We start from the raw sequence: 16,630 nt of genomic DNA, 5'->3' as shown, positions 1-16,630 counted from the left end.
CATGAGCACGCTCTCCCTCATCCAAGCCGCCGGCCAGGCCGGAAATCTTTTGCCCGACACCGTCAAAAACCTCGGCATCTGGCTCGGGGCTTCGCTCCCCGCCTGGGCGGTCGCCAGCATCGATGAACTCGTTGCCAAAGGTGCGTGGGAAGAACTCAACAACCGTTTCTATCGTGACCTCGAGTTTGGCACCGGCGGCATTCGCGGCCGCACGATTGGCTTCACCCCGACCGTTGACGAAATCGGCACGCCGAGCGCCCAAGGCACTCCTGCGCACGCGGCCATCGGCAGCAACATCCTCAACGATTTCACGCTCACGCGCGCGACGATCGGCCTGTTCAAATATACGAAGAGCTATCTGACGCTGTCCGGTCGCGCGGATGTGCCCGTGCTGGTGATCGCGCATGACGTGCGTCATTTCTCGCGTCATTTCTGCGAGCTGGCCGCCTCGGCTTGGACGAAACTCGGCGGTAATGCCTATATTTTTGAAGGCCCGCGCTCGACTCCTCAGCTGAGCTTCACGGTGCGTTATCTGCGCGCCCACGCCGGTGTGGTCATCACCGCCAGCCACAATCCTCCGCACGACAACGGATTCAAAGCCTACTTCGAAGACGGCGCGCAGGTGGTTGCCCCGCATGACAAGGGCATCGTCGACGAAGTAAACGCCGTGCCGCTTTCCGGGCTCTCGGTGTTTTTGGAGAAAGACTTGGCTCGCGTGGTCACGCTGGGTCGTCCGGCGGACGATGCTTATCTGGCGGTTGCCACCAAGGCGGCCATTGATCCGGGTGTCTTCAAGAAGACCAAGCTCAAGATCGCGTTTACCAACATCCACGCGACGGGCGACATCATGTCGGTGCCGCTGCTGCTTCACGCCGGTTGCGAGGTGCACCAAGTCGGCGCGCAGTCGGTTCACGACCCGCGTTTTCCGACGGTCAAGTCGCCGAATCCGGAGAACGCCGAGGCGCTTTCGCTGGCGGTCAAACTGGCCGACGAAAAGGGGCTCGATCTCGTGCTGGCCACCGATCCGGACTGTGATCGCATGGGCTGCGCGGTGCGCGGACCGGACGGCCAGATGCACCTGCTCACCGGCAACCAGATTGGTTCGCTGATGGCCGAGTATCGTCTGTCCAAATACAAGGAGACAGGCGTGATCCCCGCGGCCGGTTCCGACCGTGTGGCGATTGTGAAGACGTTTGTGACCACCTCGCTGCAAGACGCGATCGGCCACGGCCATGGCGTCAAAGTCATCAACACCCTCACAGGTTTCAAATGGATCGCCTCCAAGATCAAGGGCTACGAAGAGCAGTTGAAGGGCGCGTTTTTCAAAGAGCAGGGCATCGCTCTTGATTATGATGCGACCTCGTTCGAGGCGCGTGCGAAACTACTTCAGAAATACAGCACGTTTTATGCGTTCGGCTGCGAAGAGAGCTACGGTTATCTCCCCAACGACGCGGTGCGCGACAAGGATGGCAACGCCGCTTGTCTGATGTTTGCCGAGGTCTGTGCCGCCGTGAAAGCTCAGGGCAAAACGGTGCCGGAGTATCTCGACGAGATTTATCTCAAATACGGCTTCTACCTGGAAGGCGTGATCAACCTGTATTACGAAGGCGCGACGGGTGCGGCCAAGATCAAGCGCATCCTCGAAACCTATCGTTCGGCTCCGCCCAAGGTGTTTGGCGATGTGGGCGTGACGAAATTCCAGGACTTCGGTGTCGAGGTGTTCATGGATGCCGACGGCGAGGCGATTCCGAAGCAGGATCTGTATCTGGTCACGCTATCAAACGGCTACAGTTTTGCCGCGCGCGGCAGCGGCACCGAGCCAAAGATGAAGTTCTACGTGTTCGCCAGCGCACCGGTGAAAAACTCCGCCGAGCTCGCGACCGTGAAAATGCAGGTGAAAGCCGAACTCGATCGTGTAAAAGCACTGATCGAGGCCGACGCACAAAAACGCGCCGAAGGCTGAACTGAACACCGGCGAATTCGGTCCGTTGATTCAAAAGCAGACGTGTTCGTTTTGAACCGTCTGCTTTTTTATGGCTTGGTTACCCGCTAAACCGCCGTGACACCTACTTGGTGGCGATCACGAACGTTTGGAGGCCGGTTTCATCGGTGGTAAATTCGAGTCGTGACCACGGTTGTTCGACCGAGGCGAGCGCACGTTCGAGATCGGGTTGGGTGCGATAATTGGTATCCAATTCGAATGCCTTTAAAAATGCTTCCGTGCGTGCTTCGCGGCGGGTGGCACTCGTGAAGAATCGGCCGCCGGGAATAAGCGATGCATGGATATTCCGATAGAAAAGTGCCAGTTGCGCGTCGTCCAAAAATTCACCGAGACCCGTGCTCACGATCACATCGAAATCGTTGCGTGGATAATCCGTGCGGTTCAGTGCGTTGCCTTCGTGAAACGTGCACTTCGCGCCAGCAGCCGCGCTGGGTGCGATGAACTGCCCGGCCAGGCCGAGCAAATTGGGATCGATATCGAGACCATGGTAGTCGATTTTCGAGGCGACATCAGGGCGGCGTTTGACGAGCGAATTTAAATCACGAGGCAGACCGCAGGGAACCGCGAGCATACGAACCGTGCGGTCGGTGGTGGTATCGCAATCGCAGGCGGCTTCGAGTGCGCGGCTGGCTTCGTCGTTGCGCAAGCGGAAGGCGCGCGATGCGGCCGAGGCCAGAAAACGTGCATCGATCCAGCGTCCGAGTGCGGTGCGCCCAGACGGGACATTGCGATAAATGTGATCGGCAAAACGGTAACTGCCGGAATGTTCAATGCCTTCTCGGGCAAGGTCACTCAGTCGGGCAATCGCATAAATCGGCAGCCAATGGAACGCGCCCTCGCGAACAAATTTTCGAGGAAGGCTGCCGGCGCGCCGCGTGCGATTATTTGCAGCTAGTGCGGGAAGCTGGTCGTTGTGTTGAACGGTGTCGCGTTGAAACCACGCTACCAAAACGGCTATCAACGAGAAGATGATCATAAGCGATAGGGCGACCTTGGACGCTGTGAAAAAAGTTATAACCAGCGAGACGAAGGCCGTGAGCAGCCACGGCGTTGATGTGCGTTTGTCGTGAAAACCGACGATGCATGAAATGCAGCCCAGAAATCCGAAAAACACGGCTGACGCTATCAGCGGAATCGCAACGCGGGAGATGAGTGTGGGCTCAAAAAGGAAAACGATAAGACTTAGGGTGGTCATCGAGAGCGCGGAGAACGTCCAGGCACCGCGACGATGATTCAGCATGCAGGGCACAAACCACGACGTGAAGGCGGGTGTGATGATGAGCGCGAATGCGGAGAGATTATTCATGGGTAATCGCGGCCGATTTAAGTTCATCGCCTAACCCCGTGATTTCCCAGAGGGCGGCTTCGTGGGGGAGGACGGTGCGATAAACGATTTCGTCGATATGGAGATAACGATTCATCAAGGCCTGCGTCTCTGGTTGGGACAGCAGCCACGTGTGAACCCAGTCGAGGTGATCATGTTCGTCGCGGATCATGATGTCGTAAGTTGACCGCACGATTTCGGGTAGTTCGGGTTGCGTGCGCTCGGTGGTGAATCGTTTATGCACGCGACGCTCGAAGATTTGGGTGAATGACAGAACTTCGGTAAGGTTGGCCGGCGTGCCACCGTGATCGGCGAAAAGCGATTGATAGCTGCGGTGGATGCGCACGTGCGGCAGGCCGAGTGTGGCGATGCATTCGCTCCAGAGTTGGGCGTGACGAGCCTCGTCAGCACAGTGCTTGAGCAGGCGCGAGGCGGTATCTCCGTCTGGTGCGAAACGCACCATGCGTCCGAGCAACAGTGCGCCCTCGAGTTCGCTCTGCCGATACCAATTGAGTTTCCAGGCGAGGTTGCGGGTGGTGGTATTCATCCGGAGACCAGTTAAACGGCTATGCCCTCGCCGCAGAGACGGACGAGGCGTTGGTTGAGTCCGACGATCGCGGTGAAGTCGTTTTTTTCGGCGATGGGAACTTCGTCCACCACTAACGCACCGAAGTGCGTGTAGGAGCGGGCGGCTTCGATCACGATGGCTCGCTCGGCTGGGTGGCGCTCAATACGGGCGGAGAGTAATTCGTAGCCGAATTGGGAGTGGCGGACTTCGTCCTGCGCGACGAGGTGGAGAATGCGTTTGAGAACGGGATCGAGTGCGGCCCGCGAGTCTTTGAAGAACGCGTGAGCAGCGAAATGTTCGCTCATGAAATACTGGGTCAGGACGCGGGTGGGGGAATCGTAATGCAGGTCGATGTTGCGACGGCGGACGGCCACGAGGTCGTCGTCGTTGAGCGGATTCCAGCCGATTTTTTCCAAGTAGAGATTGAAGACGTGGAAGTGTTTATAGCTTTCGTAAAGTTGAACGCTGAAGATGGCGGTGGCGGCGGGATCGTCCCAGAGAACGTCGAGCACACGGGGCGTGAGAATGGGGAAAAATGATTCGATGAGGGCGGCGTCGCGCAGACGTTTGAGCAAGTCTGGCTGCGTGAGCGAAGCGGGCGCGTTGACGTTGTCCCAGTCGATGTCGGTTTCGATGAGCCAGCGTTGGCGTTCGGACTGGGAAAGATAATCGGCGTAGGTCATGGGAAATTAGCGGATCATGCGGTTGGTGATGAGATCGAAAAGATTTCGGGCGGTGGTTTCAGGCGTGAGATCGTCTACGCTGAGACGGACTTGAAATTCGGACTCGATGGCGCACAGCAGTTCGACGAACTCCAAACTGTCCAAGCCACAGGCAATCAGCGGGACGTCGGGCGAAAGTCTTGGAGCGAGGGTCGGGCACACGCGTGCGAGACGAAGTTTAATGGAAGTTTCCATGTGGTGTTCAGGCGGCAGCGTTGGCGGTGGCAGAGGCCCACCGATCAAGTCCGAAGGCGATGCAGGCGGTGTGGGCGGGCGCTCCGTTGGCGAGACGAAGATCAAAGCGCTCGCCGAAGAACGTCCCGTGACGGTTGATGCTGGCGATCGCGAGCGGATCGAGTTGAGCGCTTGAGCGAACGAGGAATTCTTTTTTGGTTTCCTGCAGCCGCTGGATGAGCGCTTTTCCTTGGGCGACCGGTAAAAAGAAAGGATCTTCGGCGAGAGCCCAAACCCCAGAGAGGTTGCTGGATGTAGCGATCTCGTCGATACGCGTTACAGCATTCGTCAGGAAGGGTTCCATCCATTCGGGATCTCCACAGAGGATGATCTCGCGCATTTCAAATTCGATCTGACGACGTCCGGGGATGAACTCGATTTCACGACGGAAGCAGCGGCCACGGGCCGTCAAAATGCGGCCCGAGCCTTCAGGTAGTTGTTGTCCGCTCCATTGGGCGTAAGCGTGATAGCAGACGGCGGGGGACAGTAGCCAGTCGGTGGGCGCGAGATTTTCGGAGGCCAGTAAATGTGTCAGTGGTTGAGCGGGATCTGCGCAGGCGCAGGCGCTCATCAACAAATGGGGAAAGGAAGCGGGATAACCGGCGTGGCAAAGAGTCGACGAAGCGATCAAGGCGGGGAATTGAGCAATGTCGGCTTGCCAGTCTTGTGCCCAGGCGACGAAGGCCTGATCGATGCGTTCGAAGCGGGCGATTTCAGTGCTCATGCGAATCGGCGCGGCGTTTGCAGTGAGGGCAGCGGTGGCAATTTTCATGGCAGGAGTCGGTTGAATAAAAAGTTTCGGTGATGGCGGTGATTGTCTGGAAATGCTTCATCACGACCTTGCCGATCGGAATTTCATGACCGGTGGCGCGCTCGACCCAGGCGATGAGGTGGAGGATTCCGAGACTATCGATAATGCCGGTCTCGAAGAGTGGTGTGGCCGCATCCACGCCTGGAGAGGTGGTGATGCGCGGATTGAGCTTGGGTAACTCGACGTTGATGAAATCGCGCAAGGCGGCGGAAAACTCTGCCGAATTCGCATGCGCAAGAGATGCATTCATAATATAGGAAGCGGTGTTGGAATGGCGGCGGCGACCACCCGCGAAACGAAGGTCGTCGGGTCTGGCAGCGGGAGTTTCCCTCCCCATATGTGTTCGGCTTGGCTCGTGGAAAAACGCTTGGAAAATAGCAGAACGGGAAGAAACAAATCGGCGGAGGCGAGCACCTCATTGAAGAGGAGATCTCGGCTTTTCATGATGGAGATTCTGAACGCATCGAAGGTCTCTTTTGTGGCGATGACGGGCGCGAGAATTTGACCGCGCCGCCAGGCCTGATCGCTCATCCGGCACTGCGAGGCGGCTAGTTCGAGCAGTTTGGAAAGTGATAGTGCATGGGAGCCCGCAGAGAGGTGATAGATCGCGTGAGGAGTGGGAGCGGTGTTTAACAGTTTGGTGATGAAACGCGTGACGAGTTCGGTTGAGATCAGGTCAATGGGTGTGTCGCTTGCTCCGGGAATGAGCGGGAGCAGGCCGCGGCGAAACCATTTAAGGGAGGCGTGAAGAGCACCGGGGCGGCTGAGAGTTCCGTCGATCTCCGATCCGGCCACGGTGGCGAGACGAACGATCTCGGGTCCGAGAGGGGAGGAATGCACGCGCTGTTCGGCCTGCCACTTCGTGAGCTCGTAGGTGTTTACGAAATCCGTCTCGTGTGAGAGCGGGGTTTCGAGGATTTCTCCGCTCCTTTTTCCTGCGACGCAGCAGGTGCTGAGATGAATAAAACGGGGGGCGTTACCGAGGGATTCGGCCCACGAAAGCAAGCGGGCGGTGCCGGCGAGATTGATGGCTAGCAACGTCTCGGCTGTGTCGCGGAAACGTGTGCTCGCGGCGGCATGGATGATCACATCGACGCACGGCAACGTGAAGCAGGACCAAGTTGGATCCGCGAGATCTCCCACGATGAGGTTTAAGCCGGGTGAGGCAGCCAGCGACGAAGGATCGCGCACCAAGGCGTGTATCGTGTGGAATTGCTCCGAAGCCAGCAGTGCGGACAGAAGCGGACGGCCGACTGCACCGGTGGCGCCGGTTATCAATAGAGACGGGCGATTCATGAGATTTGCTCCAGCAAAATGCCGCACCAGCTCGAGCCGAAACCGTAGGTGAAAAGCAGCAGTTTATCCCCGGTGTGAAGTGCCTGCGTTTTGCTCAGCGCCGCCAAGTGAAGGATGTTGTCGGCGGCTATGGTGTGGCCGAATTCGCCAGCGGGTTTACGAATCCGATCAATCGGAATACCGCACAGTTGGCAGAGGATTTCCCAGCTGCCGGCACCGATGCCGTTTGGCACCACATGGGCGAGTCCGGATCCACTGAGCTGGTTGCGGGCAAGCAGTTCAGTAATGACCAAGCGGGAGGTCGGAAAATAGGAGGCGATAATCTCTTTTTGGCGTGCGGGGACGTCCCAGTAATAGCCTTTGGATACTTGATGGCAGTCGATCCAGCGCAGCCTTGCGCCCGAGCGTGAGACAACAACCGCAGCAGCGGCATCGCTGATAACGTTGTAGAGGATTTCGCGTGGTGAACCAACTGGTAGAATATCCACGCCCACGCAGAGCACGTGCTGTAGTTGGGGTTCGGCTACAAGCAAAGCACGGGCACTGCGCAGGGCAGCAAACATGCCTCCGCAGCCCTGTTGGGCTATACCGTGAACGATTGCGCGATCCATCCCCAATGAGTCTTGCAGCTGGCTGGCCGGAGAGTTGAACGCGGCGAGGAAGGATGACGGGTGGTTGCCGGAGACAACATGATTGGCCGGAAGGGCGCTTGCCCAGATGAGGGCGTCGATGTCGATCGCTGACAGACCAGCATCGTTTAACGCGGCTGAGGCGGCGGTAGCTGCCAACCAGGCGGCATCATGGGTGGCGTCGGCGAGGTGGGCGTGGCTGAAGCCGAGGGCGACGAGATCGGCTGGTTTTGAGATCAGCAGGCCGTTTGCGTGCAGTGAATCGAGGTGGCTGCGATTCGGGGGAAGTATGGCGGCAATTCCTCCCAGGCCGATTCCGGCTGTATCCATTTCAGGCATGGAAATAATGAGAATAGATAAATGGTTGATATGTCAACTAAATGATTGGGTTCCTGATTTACATGGAGAAGCGCGCAGAAATGGGCACGAAAAAGCCCGGCTGATCAGGCCGGGCTTTTATCGGGCGAGTTCTTGCGGCCTCGTTTAGACGAGGAGCAGGGCAGGGCTCTCGAGGACGGCCTTCAAGGCGGCGAGGAACTGTGCGCCGACGGCTCCATCGACCACGCGGTGGTCGGCGGAGAGGGTCAGCGTGAGGGTCTGGCCGATGACGATCTGACCGTTTTTCACGACGGGCTTCGTTACCGTGGTGCCGACGCCGAGGATGGCGGCGTTGGGCGGGTTGATGATCGGGAAGAACTTCGGGATGCCCATCATGCCGAGGTTGGACACGCAGAAGGTGCCGCCGGTGAACTGGTCGGGCTTGAGCTTCTTGTCCTTGGCGAGTTTGCCGAGGGACTTGGCTTCGGAGCTGACTTGGAAGATCGACTTGTCATGGGCGTCGCGGACGACCGGGGTGATGAGACCGTCGGGGAGGGCCACGGCGAAGGAGACATGGGCAGAGCCGAAGTAACGGATCTGCGTGCCTTCCCAAGCGGCGTTGACATCGGGGACGCGACGAAGGGCTTCAGCGCTGCCCTTGAGGATGAAGTCGTTGACGGAGAGTTTAACGCCGGCCTTTTCGAGGCCTTTGTTGAGCTGCTCGCGGAGCGCCATGAGGGGCTCGGCGTCCACTTCGATTTCGAGGTAGAAGTGCGGGATGGTGGTCTTCGACTCGAGGAGGCGTTTGCCGATGACGCCGCGCATCGTGGAGACGGTGACGGTGCGTTCGTCCTGGATCGGACCCTTGGCGCCGACGGTGCCGCCGGAGAAGGAGGCGGCGGGTGCACCGCTCTTGGCGGACGCGGCGGGCTTGGGGTTTTTGGCAGCGGCTTCAATGTCGGCTCGAACGATGCGTCCGCCGGGGCCGGAGCCGGTGACGGAGGAGAGATCGATGCCTTTTTCGTCGGCGAGCTTTTTGGCGAGAGGGGAGATCTTGACGCGTTCGCCTTCGGCGCGGGCCGGGGCGGAGGGAGCGGGCGCGGTGTCGGCGGACGGTTTCTTGAGTTCGGCTTCCTTCTTTTCCCCAGAGGCGGCGGGAGCGGGGGCGGCTTCGGCCTTGGCGGAGGCTTCTTTCTTGGGTTCTTCCTTGGCGGCCGGAGCAGGAGCGGTGGAGGCGGGGGCCTCGACGGTTTCGCCGGCCTTGCCGACGGCGCAGAGCGGGGCGCCTAGTGCGACTTGGGAACCGGCTTCGGCGAAGATTTTGAGGAGGGTGCCATCAAAGAAGCACTCGAGCTCCATCGTGGCCTTGTCGGTTTCGACTTCGGCGAGGTTGTCGCCGGATTTAACGACGTCGCCTTCTTTTTTGAGCCACTTGACCAGCGTGCCCACCGTCATGGTGTCGCTGAGTTTCGGCATTTCGATGATGTTGGCCATTTTTGAAAAGTAGTGAGTAGCGAGTAGCGGGTAGTGAGTAGACGGCGGCGAGAATTATTCGACGGCGGCGAGGGCGGCTTTAAGGACGCGCTGGGGGTTGGGGAGCTGTTCGACTTCGACGGGCGGGCTGTAGATGGCGGGCGCGTCGATGGTCGCGAGACGGTGGATGGGACCGTCGAGTTCGTCGAAGGCTTCGCGCTGGATCATATAGGCGAGCTGCGAGCCGACGCTGGCGAAGGGCTTTTGCTCTTCGACGATGAGGACGCGGTGGGTCTTCTTCACCGAGGCGAGCACGGTGTCGATGTCGAGCGGGCGGATGGTTCGCAAGTCGATGACCTCGACGGACACATCGTGTTCTTTTTCAAGGATGTCTGCGGCAACGAGGGAGTGGAGAACGCAACGCCCGTAGGTGACGATGGTGAGATCGGTGCCCTGACGTTTCACGTCGGCGACGCCGAGCGGGATGAGCAGCTCGGGATCATCGGAGACTTCGCCCTTTTCGCCGTAGAGAATGGTGTTCTCTAGGAAAAAGCAGGGGTCGTTGTCGCGGATGGCGGACTTGAGGAGGCCCTTGGCGTCGGCGGCGGTGGCGGGAACGATCACCTTAACACCAGGGTGGTTGGCGAGGACGTTCTCGGGTGTGTGGGAGTGGGTGGCACCGACATTGGTGCCGCCGTTGGCGGGGCCGCGGATGACGATCGGGCAGTTGATGAGACCGCCGGACATGTAGCGGACGTTGGCGGCGTTGTTAAGGATCTGGTCGAAGGCGACGGAGTAGAAGGACCAGAACATGAGCTCCATCACGGGACGGACGCCGAGCATGGAGGCGCCGACGCCCATGCCGATGAAACCGGCTTCGGAGATGGGCGTGTCCACGATGCGGTCGGGGCCGAATTTTTCGAGGAGGCCTTCGGAGACCTTGTAGGCGCCGTGGAAGTTGGCGACTTCCTCGCCCATGAGGACGACGTTTTCGTCGCGGGTGAGTTCCTCGGCGAGAGCGGCGCGGATGGCTTCGCGGTAAGAGATAACGGCCATGTGAGTGAAAGTTGAAAGCTGAGGGTTGAGTGTTGAGAGACCGGGCGGCGATCAGTCGAAGAAAATGCGGCCCTTGGAGGTGCGCTTTTCGGGATTATCGGTCTCCCAATAGACATCCTTCTGGATGTCGTCGGTCGTGGGGAAGGGGCTGGCTTCCGCGAAGTCAGCGGCGAGGTCGGCCTCGGCCTTGGCTTCAGTGTCGATCTGTTCGATGAGCGCTTCGGTCAGCACGCCTTCGGCGAGAAGGGTCTTTTGGAACAGCTGGATGGGATCCTTGGTGTTGCGGTATTCCTCGATTTCCTCGCGGGTGCGGTAGGTTTGATCGGGATCGGCGACGGAGTGGCCGCGGTAACGATAGGTATCGATCTCGACGACGGAGGGCTGGTTTTTCTCGCGGGCGAGGGTGAGGAACTTGTCCATCGTAGCGCGGACCTCGTAAACGTCGTGACCGAAGCAGGTGCCCCAGTTCATGCCGTAGGCTTCAGCGCGTTTGGCGAGGCCGGGACCGGCGGAGGAGCGCTCCTGCGAGGTGCCCATGGAATAGCCGTTGTTTTCGATAACAAAGATCACGGGGAGATTCCAAAGGGCGGCGAGATTGTAGGCCTCGTGGACGGCACCTTGATTGACTGCGCCATCACCCATGAAGGCCATCGCGGCGCCTTTGAGCTTTTTGTATTTGAGAGCGTAGGCAAGACCGGTGCCCAAGGGAATTTGACCGCCGACGATGCCGTGGCCGCCCCAGTAGTTGAGGGAGGGAGCGAAATAATGCATGGAGCCGCCCTTACCTTTGGAGCAACCGGTGATCTTGCCGTAGAGCTCGGCCATGAGGGCTTTGGTGTCCATACCGACGGCCATCGCGTGTCCATGATCTCGATACGCAGTGATGACGTGGTCGTCCTTGCCCATGAGCGTGCAGCAACCGACGGCGACGGCTTCCTGTCCGATGTAAAGGTGGAGGAAGCCACCGATTTTTTTCGAGAGGTAAGCGCGCAGGGAGCGTTCCTCAAAACGACGGATGCGCACCATCTTGCGATGGAGCTCGATCTTTTCCTCTTTGGTGAGACTGGCGTTGATCGGAGCCGCGGCGGACAGGCCTGCGCAAGATGCTTTGGGTTCGGCGGTGGGTGCTGCTTTTTTGCTCACAGGTTGAGTCGTGTTGAGTGTTAAAAGAGGAAGTCTTTGGGAGACAGTTAAGAAATCAAGAGTTGTTTAAGCAAGCGGGCCGGCATTCGCGGGGGACGGAGTGATTTGTTCGACGGTGATTTGCAGCGGTCTGGCGGGATCGCAGTCGGCGCGCAGTGCGATGAAGCTGTCTTTATGCTGGTCATAAATGGGCCAAAGCGCGGTGCGGTCGGTTTCAGGAAGGGGGAGTGAATCGATTTCGCCGCGCGAGAAAAAGCCGAAGCGGCCCTCGGCCATCGCGGGCGGCAGGGACTTGATGGGGAGCGTGCAGTTGAATAAAAAAAGCAGCCAGTGTGCGTCGCCCTCGTAGGACTTTTCTGCGATCATGGCAAAGAGATGAAGGTCGGCTGTCATGACGATGTGTCCGGTTTCTTCGCCGGTCTCGCGTGCAGCGCATTCGAACGGTGATTCACCGACTGCAGTTTCCAGTTTTCCGCCAATCGGGCTCCATGAGCCGAGGTTTGGCGGTTTGGCGCGCAACAGCAGGAGATGTTCATCGTTGTCATTTTTAATGAATACAAGGACGGCGATCTTGTAGGCGGTCGTGACGGTCATGAGATGCAATGAAGTAACGTATCCGAAAAATAATATGCGAGGGGCGGACTTTGAGCGTGACGGAGCCGTGGCGATGCACAATGTTTTGCTCACTATCCCCCGTATGAAACCCCTAGCATGTCTTGCCCTGCTCGGTGTAATCACCTCCTTGGTCGTTGCCCCAGCCATTGCCCAACCGACTCCTCCCGCTGCGCCTGCCCCTGTGGAGGTGCTTGATGTTAAATTTAATTCCGTCCGCATAAACTCCGGGACCTGGTATGAGACTGAAGTTCAGGTTCAGCCTCGTGGTGGTGTCGCGGCGGATAACCGTCAGTTTGTGAATCGCGTCAAAGTGACGTTGAGCGTGGGCGTGTTTAGCGTTAAGGCTCCCGCTGGTTCCAAGATCCCCGACACGTATTATCGTGCTTCCGCCGAAGCCGTCGCGGTCGAGGCAAATGGAGGCCGCACTCTTTATCGTTTTTATCTGCCTCCCGAAATCGTGAAGCGTGATCAGATCACCGGCGATCTTCGTTATTATCTGGTTGAGTTGTCGGTTGACGGTAAGCCGTTGCCGCTGGGTAAAAACCAGTTCCCTGTTTCGACTCTGTCCAAGCCCGAGTATGTTGAAAGCTTCCGCTCCAAGGTTTCGAGCGAAGCCGGTGCGAACGAGGGCATATTGCTCCCGCAATATCTCACCCCGTTTGCATTCGATAACTCGCGCCAGGCGCCCTCGTATATCCGCATCGAAACGACTCGCTAAGTGGCGAATACCCAAATTCTGCTTGCCGCATTTCGGCAGTTCTGAAATCGACTCCATCTCCCCCTATGTCATCCCCCCGCGTCCTTGCTGTTGACAGCGGTGCCGGCCATGTTGCTTGCGGTCTGTTTTCTTCCGCAAAAAACGGTCGGCTCGTGCTCGAGCAGTTTGCCTTGGAATCCTTTAATCCGGACGCCTCATTGGAGGCGCAATGGACCGAGCTGGTCTCCCAGTCTCTTTCGGCAGCTGCGAGGCGCGCCGGCGCTTCGGGCTCGGCCGTGTTGTCCGTCCCCGGCCATCATACCCTCACGAAGTTTGTAAAGACCCCCGCGGTTGATAAGGCCAAGCGCGACAAGGTCATTCAATTCGAGGCGCAGCAAAACATCCCTTACCCGCTGCCCGAAGTGGTCTGGGATTACCTGACGGTCAGCGATGACGGCCTTGACCTCGAAGTCATGCTTGCCGCGGTCAAGCTGGATGTCGCCGAGGCGCTTTGCCACTCGATCCAGGATGCCGGCGTTTCCGCTTCTTCGATCGCCCCTTCGACGGTCGCCCTGTATCGCTCTTTTAAATACAACTACCCGGACGCCTCCGGTCCGGTGCTGGTGGTCAACATCGGCGCACGTTCGACCAATTTGCTGTTCATTGACGGCAACCGGTTTTTCATCCGCACGATCGCCTTGGCGGGTAACAGTGTCACGCAGACGATTGCCGACGAGTTGAAGCAGGAGTTCTCCCATGCGGAGAGCCTCAAGCTTCAGGTGTTGGGCGGCACGAGCGATCTCCCAGAGAGCTCGCCTGCTCGCACCACCGTGCTTCATGCGGCGCAGTCGTTCATCGGCCGTTTGCACATGGAGATCACCCGCTCCACGGTGAACTACCGCCGTCAGAATGGTGCCGAGCAGCCCGCCACGATCTATGTCACCGGTGGCGGTTCCTTGGTTCCTGATCTCACGACGACGCTGGCCGACAAGTTGAAGATCTCCGTCGAGGTCTTCGATCCTCTGCGTAATGTGGAAGTGTCTGCCTCGGCGGCTTTGGCTCGCGACTACGCTCCGGTTCTGGCCGATCTGATCGGTTTGGCTGTCGGTAACGCCGCAGGGGAAAAGAGCTTCACGCTGCTTCCTCCGGCCATTGGCGAGGCGATTGCCTTCCGTAAGCAGCAGCCTTTCTACATCGGTGCGGCCGCCTTGGTCGTCTTGGCGCTCGCGCTCCCCATTGTGCATTTCAATCAGCGCGCAGCCGTCTCTGCAGAGCAGGCTCAGCTGCTTGAGGCGCGTTTGCAGCCCTTGCGGGCCCTTAAAAATGCGGACACTGCAAACCTGGCTAAAATCGAGACGCTCAAAAACGAGATCACTGCGATCCAGGGCTTGGTGGAGTCGAAATCCAACTGGATTAACTTCTTTACCGATCTGCAGCAGCGTTTGGTGAAAGTTCAGGACGTTTGGCTGGAGAAACTCCAAGTGCTGCGTCCGGCTCCCGGGGACACCGTGACAGCATCCGCAGGCGGATTTTTTGGTGCTGACACATCGGGTGCAAACAACGCCTCTGTGCAGCCCGTCGCGACGGTGCTGCGACTCAACCTCAGCGGGCGTCTGTTGGATAGAGCTAACCCGACGTCTAAAGTCAGCCCTGATTCCTTGAATCGTGTCCGCTCCCTGCTCGCGAGTTTTGCCGACTCGCAGTTTATCTCTTCCGTGGAGAAAGAAACCTTTAATACCAACCAGCCGGGCATCTTGAGCTTCGACTTCATCCTGGTCGTTGATCCCAAGAAACCTCTCTGACCCCAGCCCCATGGCCAGTTTTAAGTCCAATCCCATTTATTGCTCCGTGCTCGGCGTCCTCGGTCTGGCGGTCTTGGCCGCCGGCTGGGGAATCTACGATCGCCATGCGGCCTCTGAAAAAAGTGCCGCATTGCTGGTTCAAAAGCGCAATGAGCTGAACTCTCTTCAAGCCGTCAATCCGGCACCCAGCGAGGTGAGCAAGGCGGCCGTCGAGGCTGATTTGCTTCGCACCGAAGCTGCGCTCGTCAAGATGCGTGCCGAACTGAAGGGCAGTGGTCCGTTCGCCGAGGCCCTGCGCAACACGCCGGCGCCTTCCGAGCCGACCGATGTCTTCTTTAATCTTGAGACGTTCGTTGAGAAGACCCGCCAAAAGGCGGAGGCCGCCAAGGTGAAGATCAAGGCTGACGAACGCTTCGGCTTTTACACCTACGATCGCACGGGCCCTGATCGTGATTTGATTCCGCAGGTCTTCAAGCAACGCCAGGTTATCGAGTATCTGGTCGATGCTCTCATCGAGGCAACCCCGAGTGAGTTGCTGGCCGTCAATCGTGAACGCCCTCTCACGAAAGCTGCGCTCGCCGCAATTGCCGCGGGACAGCCTGCTCCCCAGTCGTCCGCTTCGGCTGCCAACAGCAATTCCACGAATAACGATTTCTTCGATATTGACCCACGCATTTCCGCTCGTGTGCCGGGCTTTGTTGGTGCGAGTGCTTTCCGCCTCACTTTCGTCAGCGAAACCGAATCGCTGCGCGTTCTGCTCAACAAGCTTGCGAGCTTCGAACTGCCGCTCGTGGTTCGAAGTGTGGAAGTCGAGCCCATGCCCAAGTCTCAATCGAGCGCCGCTCCCGTCCAGAGCAACTCACTCAGCAGCATTTTTGGTAACGCTCCGTCTTCCACGCCTGCCGCTGCTCCCGAGCCCAAGCCGCTTGTTGAAAAAGTCCTTTCCAAATTTACGGTCACGGTCGAGTTGATCGACTTGATCGAAGCCCCCGCGACTGAAGCCACCCCGACTTCCTGACATGGCCGCAAAATCTCAAGACAAGATATTCTTTGGCGTAGCGCTCGTTCTCCTGCTGGCATCCGCCGGTTGGATGGCGCTCCAAGGCTCGAAACTCGCCAAGCTGCGAGCCTCGGCCGACGCCAGCATCACCGCATCGCCTTATGTTCCGGCCGGCATTGATGCGCCGACCGTCAGCACCAGCACTTGGCCGATCGCCCCCTCACAACCCACCGGTGCCGAATGGGTCTACGACGTGTTCACTCCGCCGGAGATTTACTACAACGAAAGCACCAAAAAGTTTAGTGTTACGCCGCCCGTCACCGTTATTGTTGAGGTGCCGAAAGAGATCCCGTTCGGACTTGAACTGGTCTCCATCAAGCAGGACGCCTACCGCCTCCAGTTAGTTGGTTATATTGGTGGCGAAGGCGACTATCGCGGCACCTTTGAGAATACCATTTCCGGTGAGACCGTGATTGGTCGCACCGGCAAGGTGTTCGCTGATCTTGGTCTGACGATCAAGAGCTTTACCGTGAAGCGTAACAAGACCATCAGCCCCGACAGCATGCCGATCTATGATACCGAGGCCACCGCCGTGGTCGTGGACAGCAAGACCGGCGAAGAAGTCACTTTGACCAACAAACGCCGTCTGATCAAGGGCTCGCCCCTTGCCATTCTCAAGACCACCGGCGCCTCTGAAACCACCGAACACAAGGTGGGCTCGAAATTTACGATCGGTAACGTCACCTACACCGTTCGTAACGTCTCCAGCGAGCCCCCATCGGCTGAAGTCGTGAAAGAATCACCTGAGTTGAAGGAACCTGAAACGAAGACCTTGACGCCGTTCGTTCCTGTTGACCCAGTGCCCGCTTCGCAGCCTGCTACCGAGCAGCCGGCGACTCCGGCTCCCGCCACACCTTTCCCTTTTGGTAACTGAAATCGT

General features: G+C 58.5%; 17 protein-coding genes. 5 read left to right on the top strand and 12 right to left on the bottom strand.

Going from position 1 to position 16,630, the window contains the following annotated elements; translation table 11 throughout:
- Position 1 precedes the first annotated feature (1 nt).
- Complete coding sequence (locus FPL22_RS05970; RefSeq protein ID WP_144229193.1) at positions 2-1,963, top strand: phospho-sugar mutase; 1,962 nt, start codon at positions 2-4, stop codon at positions 1,961-1,963.
- 103 nt (positions 1,964-2,066) lie between these two features.
- On the opposite strand, the gene FPL22_RS05965 is transcribed toward FPL22_RS05970, so the two are convergent.
- From FPL22_RS05965 to FPL22_RS05910, 12 genes are all read right to left on the bottom strand, one after another.
- On the bottom strand, positions 2,067-3,308 hold the full coding sequence (locus FPL22_RS05965) for a class I SAM-dependent methyltransferase family protein (RefSeq protein WP_162525207.1): 1,242 nt from the start codon (positions 3,306-3,308) through the stop codon (positions 2,067-2,069).
- Entirely contained in the window at positions 3,301-3,873 is a 573-nt protein-coding gene (locus tag FPL22_RS05960) for a ferritin-like domain-containing protein (protein ID WP_144229191.1), read from the bottom strand. The genes FPL22_RS05965 and FPL22_RS05960 overlap by 8 nt, the downstream gene beginning before the upstream one ends.
- Positions 3,874-3,884: 11 nt before the next feature.
- Positions 3,885-4,577 (bottom strand): ferritin-like domain-containing protein, encoded by a 693-nt coding sequence (locus FPL22_RS05955; protein WP_144229190.1) that lies wholly within the window; start codon positions 4,575-4,577, stop codon positions 3,885-3,887.
- Positions 4,578-4,583: 6 nt separating this feature from the next.
- Positions 4,584-4,811, bottom strand: coding sequence for an acyl carrier protein (locus FPL22_RS05950; RefSeq protein WP_144229189.1), 228 nt, complete (start codon positions 4,809-4,811; stop codon positions 4,584-4,586).
- Between the two features lie 7 nt (positions 4,812-4,818).
- The gene (locus tag FPL22_RS05945; RefSeq protein WP_162525206.1) at positions 4,819-5,622 is read right to left on the bottom strand and encodes a class-II aminoacyl-tRNA synthetase family protein; all 804 of its coding nucleotides are present in this window, start codon (positions 5,620-5,622) and stop codon (positions 4,819-4,821) included.
- Positions 5,564-5,911 (bottom strand): acyl carrier protein, encoded by a 348-nt coding sequence (locus tag FPL22_RS05940; protein ID WP_162525205.1) that lies wholly within the window; start codon positions 5,909-5,911, stop codon positions 5,564-5,566. The genes FPL22_RS05945 and FPL22_RS05940 overlap by 59 nt, the downstream gene beginning before the upstream one ends.
- Positions 5,908-6,957, bottom strand: coding sequence for an SDR family oxidoreductase (locus tag FPL22_RS05935; RefSeq protein WP_144229186.1), 1,050 nt, complete (start codon positions 6,955-6,957; stop codon positions 5,908-5,910). Before FPL22_RS05935 ends, FPL22_RS05940 begins: the two co-directional genes overlap by 4 nt.
- Entirely contained in the window at positions 6,954-7,925 is a 972-nt protein-coding gene (locus tag FPL22_RS05930; RefSeq protein ID WP_144229185.1) for a 3-oxoacyl-[acyl-carrier-protein] synthase III C-terminal domain-containing protein, read from the bottom strand. The genes FPL22_RS05935 and FPL22_RS05930 overlap by 4 nt, the downstream gene beginning before the upstream one ends.
- 144 nt (positions 7,926-8,069) lie before the next feature.
- Complete coding sequence (locus FPL22_RS05925; RefSeq protein WP_144229184.1) at positions 8,070-9,398, bottom strand: pyruvate dehydrogenase complex dihydrolipoamide acetyltransferase; 1,329 nt, start codon at positions 9,396-9,398, stop codon at positions 8,070-8,072.
- Between the two features lie 54 nt (positions 9,399-9,452).
- On the bottom strand, positions 9,453-10,433 hold the full coding sequence (locus FPL22_RS05920; RefSeq protein WP_144229183.1) for an alpha-ketoacid dehydrogenase subunit beta: 981 nt from the start codon (positions 10,431-10,433) through the stop codon (positions 9,453-9,455).
- Between the two features lie 51 nt (positions 10,434-10,484).
- Positions 10,485-11,576: a pyruvate dehydrogenase (acetyl-transferring) E1 component subunit alpha gene (gene pdhA, locus FPL22_RS05915; protein WP_144229182.1), complete on the bottom strand. Its 1,092-nt coding sequence runs from the start codon at positions 11,574-11,576 to the stop codon at positions 10,485-10,487.
- Between the two features lie 66 nt (positions 11,577-11,642).
- Positions 11,643-12,170: an NUDIX hydrolase gene (locus tag FPL22_RS05910; RefSeq protein ID WP_144229181.1), complete on the bottom strand. Its 528-nt coding sequence runs from the start codon at positions 12,168-12,170 to the stop codon at positions 11,643-11,645.
- 103 nt (positions 12,171-12,273) lie between these two features.
- On the opposite strand from FPL22_RS05910, the gene FPL22_RS05905 reads away from it, so the two are divergent.
- From FPL22_RS05905 to FPL22_RS05890, 4 genes are all read left to right on the top strand, one after another.
- Entirely contained in the window at positions 12,274-12,909 is a 636-nt protein-coding gene (locus tag FPL22_RS05905; RefSeq protein ID WP_144229180.1) for a hypothetical protein, read from the top strand.
- Between the two features lie 65 nt (positions 12,910-12,974).
- Entirely contained in the window at positions 12,975-14,690 is a 1,716-nt protein-coding gene (gene pilM, locus FPL22_RS05900; protein ID WP_144229179.1) for a pilus assembly protein PilM, read from the top strand.
- Between the two features lie 10 nt (positions 14,691-14,700).
- On the top strand, positions 14,701-15,708 hold the full coding sequence (locus FPL22_RS05895) for an Amuc_1100 family pilus-like protein (RefSeq protein ID WP_144229178.1): 1,008 nt from the start codon (positions 14,701-14,703) through the stop codon (positions 15,706-15,708).
- A 1-nt stretch (position 15,709) separates the two neighbouring features.
- Positions 15,710-16,624: a hypothetical protein gene (locus FPL22_RS05890; RefSeq protein WP_144229177.1), complete on the top strand. Its 915-nt coding sequence runs from the start codon at positions 15,710-15,712 to the stop codon at positions 16,622-16,624.
- Positions 16,625-16,630: the final 6 nt, after the last annotated feature.

It is taken from the genome of Rariglobus hedericola (assembly GCF_007559335.1).
In the GTDB taxonomy this organism is placed as follows: Bacteria; Verrucomicrobiota; Verrucomicrobiia; order Opitutales; family Opitutaceae; genus Rariglobus; species Rariglobus hedericola.
Note: the sequence above shows the minus strand (reverse complement) of the source record. Positions and strands in the feature narration are given on the sequence as shown.

Coding starts and splice junctions, on each gene's coding strand:
- FPL22_RS05970 (WP_144229193.1), top strand. CDS start 2: ATGAGCACGCTCTCCCTCATCCAAGCCGCCGGCCAGGCCGGAAATCTT.
- FPL22_RS05965 (WP_162525207.1), bottom strand. CDS start 3,308: ATGAATAATCTCTCCGCATTCGCGCTCATCATCACACCCGCCTTCACG.
- FPL22_RS05960 (WP_144229191.1), bottom strand. CDS start 3,873: ATGAATACCACCACCCGCAACCTCGCCTGGAAACTCAATTGGTATCGG.
- FPL22_RS05955 (WP_144229190.1), bottom strand. CDS start 4,577: ATGACCTACGCCGATTATCTTTCCCAGTCCGAACGCCAACGCTGGCTC.
- FPL22_RS05950 (WP_144229189.1), bottom strand. CDS start 4,811: ATGGAAACTTCCATTAAACTTCGTCTCGCACGCGTGTGCCCGACCCTC.
- FPL22_RS05945 (WP_162525206.1), bottom strand. CDS start 5,622: ATGAAAATTGCCACCGCTGCCCTCACTGCAAACGCCGCGCCGATTCGC.
- FPL22_RS05940 (WP_162525205.1), bottom strand. CDS start 5,911: ATGAATGCATCTCTTGCGCATGCGAATTCGGCAGAGTTTTCCGCCGCC.
- FPL22_RS05935 (WP_144229186.1), bottom strand. CDS start 6,957: ATGAATCGCCCGTCTCTATTGATAACCGGCGCCACCGGTGCAGTCGGC.
- FPL22_RS05930 (WP_144229185.1), bottom strand. CDS start 7,925: ATGCCTGAAATGGATACAGCCGGAATCGGCCTGGGAGGAATTGCCGCC.
- FPL22_RS05925 (WP_144229184.1), bottom strand. CDS start 9,398: ATGGCCAACATCATCGAAATGCCGAAACTCAGCGACACCATGACGGTG.
- FPL22_RS05920 (WP_144229183.1), bottom strand. CDS start 10,433: ATGGCCGTTATCTCTTACCGCGAAGCCATCCGCGCCGCTCTCGCCGAG.
- FPL22_RS05910 (WP_144229181.1), bottom strand. CDS start 12,170: ATGACCGTCACGACCGCCTACAAGATCGCCGTCCTTGTATTCATTAAA.
- FPL22_RS05905 (WP_144229180.1), top strand. CDS start 12,274: ATGAAACCCCTAGCATGTCTTGCCCTGCTCGGTGTAATCACCTCCTTG.
- pilM (WP_144229179.1), top strand. CDS start 12,975: ATGTCATCCCCCCGCGTCCTTGCTGTTGACAGCGGTGCCGGCCATGTT.
- FPL22_RS05895 (WP_144229178.1), top strand. CDS start 14,701: ATGGCCAGTTTTAAGTCCAATCCCATTTATTGCTCCGTGCTCGGCGTC.
- FPL22_RS05890 (WP_144229177.1), top strand. CDS start 15,710: ATGGCCGCAAAATCTCAAGACAAGATATTCTTTGGCGTAGCGCTCGTT.